Origin of the sequence: Nocardia sp. NPDC050378 (assembly GCF_040655675.1) — a bacterium.
GTDB lineage: Bacteria > Actinomycetota > Actinomycetes > Mycobacteriales > Mycobacteriaceae > Nocardia > Nocardia coubleae.
The window spans coordinates 1-4,640 of the sequence record NZ_JBFAKI010000038.1 but is presented as its reverse complement, the minus strand read 5'-3'; the positions used below and the strand labels follow the sequence as shown (position 1 = coordinate 4,640).

The window sequence follows — 4,640 nt, the reverse complement described above, 5'->3', positions numbered from 1 at the left end:
GGTCGTACTGATGAGGCTCTCGATGGTTTGGTCGGGTTCTTCGTGAATACGTTGGTGCTGCGTACCGATACCTCGGGCAACCCGACCTTTGCCGAGCTGGTGGCTCGGGTTCGGCAGTGGGATCTGGAGGCTTACGCGCATCAGGACGTACCGTTCGAGCACTTGGTCGAGGTGTTGAACCCTGTTCGATCGATGGCTCATCATCCGCTGTTCCAGGTGATGCTTGCTCTGCAGAATGCCCCGGTGGGCAGCTTCGAATTCCCCGGGCTAGGGGCGGAGCTGGAGCCGGTGAGCGTCGGTGCGTCTCGGTTCGATCTGTCTCTGCATTTGATCGAAACCCATTCCGGAGATGGAAGTCCCGCCGGACTCGGCGGGTTCGTCGAATACAGCACCGACCTGTTCGACCGGTCCACCATCGCAGGATTCATCGACCGATTGAGCCGGTTGCTGACCGCGGTGGTCACCGACCCGGACACACGGATCGGCGCGATGGATCTGCTTTCACCGCAGGAACGTCAACAGGTCCTGGTCGAGTGGAACGACACTGGGACTTCGCCGACTGCCGTGACGATCCCGGAGTTGTTCGAGGCGCAGGTCGGTCGGGATTCTGAGGCTGTCGCTGTGGTCACGACCGACGAGCGGCTGACCTATGGGGAACTCAACGCTCGAGCGAATTGTTTGGCGCATGAGTTGATCGGTCGTGGTGTCGGTGCTGGCGATGTGGTGGCGTTGGTGCTACCGAGGTCGTCGGATCTGGTTGTTGCCGTTCTGGGAGTGTTGAAAGCTGGTGCGGCTTTCCTGCCGGTCGATCCTGAATACCCCTCCGAGCGCATCGGATTCATGCTCGGCGACGTGGTACCCGCGTTCGCGTTGGTCACCACCGAGACCACGGAGGTTCTACCCGTTGGCATCCCCCGCCTGCACCTCGACATCGACCGATTCGGGGAACCTGCGCACGACGTCACGGACCACGACCGACTCAGGCCACTAACCTGGGACTGCCCCGCGTACGTCTTCCACACGTTGAAGTCGACGGGGCGGCTTAAGGGTGTAGTGGTGACGCACCGGAACGTGGTGCGTCTGTTCGATGAGGGCCGATGGTTTGGGTTCGGCAAGGACGACGTGTGGGCGCTGTTCCATTCGTCCGCGTTCGATTTCTCTGTGTTGGAGTTGTGGGGCGCGCTGGTGCACGGCGGCCAGCTGGTTGTGGTGCCGTATGAGACGACTCGGTCTCCTCGACACTTCGCGAGTTTTCTGGCCATTGAGGGTGTGACGGTCCTGAGCCAGACGCCATCGGCGTGCGAGCAGCTGATGGAGGTGCTTGAGTCACAGCCTGCCGCTGTCGCCGATGAGCTCGGGTTGAAACGGATCATCTTCAGCGGTGAGGAATTGCCCGCGGAGCTGGTGCGTCGATTGTCGGCGGTATTGCCCGAGCTGTCGGCGGTCAACATTTACGGCCCGACCGAGACCACCGCGCACGCCACCGCCTGCCATGTGACAGCGGGCTCTGGCACGCCGCCGATCGGACGACCAGTCGACAATGTTCGGGCGTATGTGCTGGATGCGGGTTTGTTGCCGGTGCCGGCTGGTGTGGTTGGTGAGTTGTATCTGGGTGGCGACTGCGTCGCGCAGGGCTATTACGGTCGGCCTGGTCTGACGGCGGAGCGGTTCGTAGCGGACCCGTTCGGTGGTGGTGGGTCACGCATGTATCGCACGGGTGATCGGGTGCGGTGGGGTCGTGGCGGGCTGTTGGAGTTCGCGGGTCGGGTGGATGATCAGGTGAAGGTTCGGGGTTTCCGGATCGAACCCGGCGAGATCGAAGCCGTGCTCCGATTGCATCCCGAGGTCGTGCAGGCGGCGGTGGTGGTTCGGGAGGATCGGCCTGGCGACCACCGTTTGGTGGCCTACGTCGTAGGGGATACGGCGTTGACGGCGCTGCGTGCGTTTGTGGCAGAGCGGTTGCCTGAGTACATGGTGCCCTCGGCGGTCGTGGTGCTGGAGCGGCTTCCGCGTACGCCGAGCGGCAAGCTAGACCGGCGGGCGTTACCCGCCCCCGGAACCGGTGCCTTCGAATCGGTTCGAGCTCCGCGGTCTCCGCGTGAGCAGATCCTGGCCGGCTTGTTCGCTGAGGTGTTGGGACTGGCCTCGGTGGGTGTGGAAGACAGCTTCTTCGACCTGGGTGGGCATTCGTTGTTGGCGACCCGATTGGTGAGTCGGGTGCGTGCGGTGCTCGGGGTCGAGCTGGAGATGCGTACGTTGTTCGATGCGCCAACCGTTGCCGGTGTGATGACTCGGTTGGATGTCGAGCAGGAGGTGCGTCCACCCGTTGTGGCCGGGGAGCGGCCGGAACCGCTGCCGTTGTCGTTCGCGCAGCGACGGTTGTGGTTCCTGTATCAGTTGGAAGGCCCGAGCCCTACGTACAACGTCCCGATGGCGTTGCGGTTGACCGGGCGGTTGGACGTGGAGGCGTTGCGGGCTGCATTGTCGGATGTGGTGGAACGCCATGAGTCGCTGCGTACGGTTTTCCTGGAGCACGACGGCACACCGCACCAGCATGTCCTTGACAACGCTGTGCCCTCGCTTGATGTGACTGAGGTGTCCTGGGACGCGCTCGACCGCGCTGTGCGAGATGCCGCGCGCCGAACCTTCGACATCACCGCTGATGTGCCGATCCGCGCCCATCTGTTTCACTCGCGGGACGACGGCGCGTCCCGGACGAGTGTGTTGCTGTTGGTGTTGCATCACATCGCCGGTGACGGCTGGTCGCTGACACCGCTGTGCCGCGATCTGGCCTCGGCCTATGCCGCCCGTTGCGAGGGCGGTATCCCGGATTGGGTGCCGTTGCCGGTCCAGTACGCGGACTACACACTGTGGCAGAACGCGTTGCTGGGTGACCAGGATGATTCGGAAAGTTTGGCGGCGCGGCAGCTTTCCTACTGGCGCGAAGCACTTGACGGGTTGCCGGAGCAGGTGAGCTTCCCCGCAGACCGGCCACGTCCCGCGGTGATGAGTTTTCAAGGAGACCTGTTCGACTTCGCTATCGACGCCGAGTTGCATCGAGGCGTAGCGGAACTCGCCCGTAGTGCCGGGGCGACGGTGTTCATGGTGCTGCAGGCTGCGGTATCGGCGTTGATGACACGCCTGGGCGGGGGGACTGATATCCCCTTGGGTAGTCCGATCGCTGGTCGTACTGATGAGGCTCTCGACGGCCTTGTGGGGTTCTTCGTCAACACGCTCGTGCTGCGGACCGACACCTCGGGCAACCCCACCTTTTCCGACCTCGTGGCTCGGGTACGTGAGGACGACCTGTCCGCGTATGAGCATCAGGATGTGCCGTTCGAGCACTTGGTCGAGGTGTTGAACCCTGTTCGGTCGATGGCCCACCATCCGCTGTTCCAGGTGATGCTTGCTCTGCAGAACGCCCCAGAGGGAAGTTTCGGATTCCCCGGGATAGGGGCGGAGCTGGAGCCGGTGAGCATCGGCGCGTCTCGAGTCGATCTGTCGTTTCACCTGATCGAAACCCGTTGCGAGGACGGAAGTCCCGCCGGGCTCGGTGGGTTTGTCGAATACAGTACCGATCTGTTCGACCGGTCCAGCATCGCAGGGTTCATCGACCGATTGGGTCGGTTGTTGGCTGCTGTGGTCGCCGATCCAGGTGTGCGGATCGGCGCGATGGATTTGCTTTCGGCGCAGGAACGTCGACAGGTGCTGGTCGAGTGGAACGACACAGGAACACCACCGGCTGCTGCCACGATTCCGGAATTGTTCGAGGCACAGGTCGATCAGGACTCCGAGGCCATCGCATTGGTCGTGGAGGATGATCAGCTGACGTATGCGGAGTTGAATGCTCGGGCGAACTGGCTGGCCCATGAGCTGATTGGTCGTGGTGTCGGGACCGGCGATGTGGTGGCGTTGGTACTACCGAGATCGTCGGATCTGGTTGTTGCCGCACTGGCGGTATTGAAAGCTGGTGCGGCTTTCCTGCCGGTCGATCCCGAATATCCCGCTGAGCGAATCGGATTCATGTTGGCCGACGCCACACCCACGCTCGCGTTGGGCACAACCGAGACCGTCGGTGTGGTGCCCGTGGGCATCCCGCACCTGCTCCTCGACATCCTCACGCCGGGTGACACCGGCCCGGTCCGCGCCGCGGTCCAGGGTGCGGCGTATGTGATCTACACGTCGGGTTCGACGGGGACGCCGAAGGGTGTGATGGTCGGCCATGACGGTGTGGCGGGTCTGGCGGAGTCGTTCCGGGAGCGCTTCGGTCTAGGCCCGGGTTCGCGTGTTCTGCAACTGTCGTCTCCGAGTTTCGATGCCTCGGTGATGGAGTTCGTGATGGCGTTGCTGTCGGGTGCCACGCTGGTCGTGGCGCCACCAGGGCCTCTGTTGGGTGACGACCTGGTGGAGTTCGTTCGGAAATGGGCGATCACCCACGCACTGGTCCCGCCTTCTGTCCTGCAGACCGTGCCCGCGGACGGGTTGGCGTCGGTGGAGACGTTGGTGGTGGGTGCGGAACCGTGTGCGGCCGACTTGGTCACACAATGGTCGCCGGGGCGTCGGATGGTGAACGCGTACGGGCCGACCGAGGCGACCATCTGCGTGACATTGAGCGATGCGCTCGATGAGTCCGGTGTGCC

The 4,640-nt window shown here is 63.4% G+C and carries 1 protein-coding gene; it reads left to right on the top strand.

Annotation, left to right across the window (positions count from 1 at the left end):
* On the top strand, window positions 1-4,640 hold a 4,640-nt coding region (locus AB0I35_RS32280; RefSeq protein ID WP_357400098.1), incomplete at both ends, for an amino acid adenylation domain-containing protein.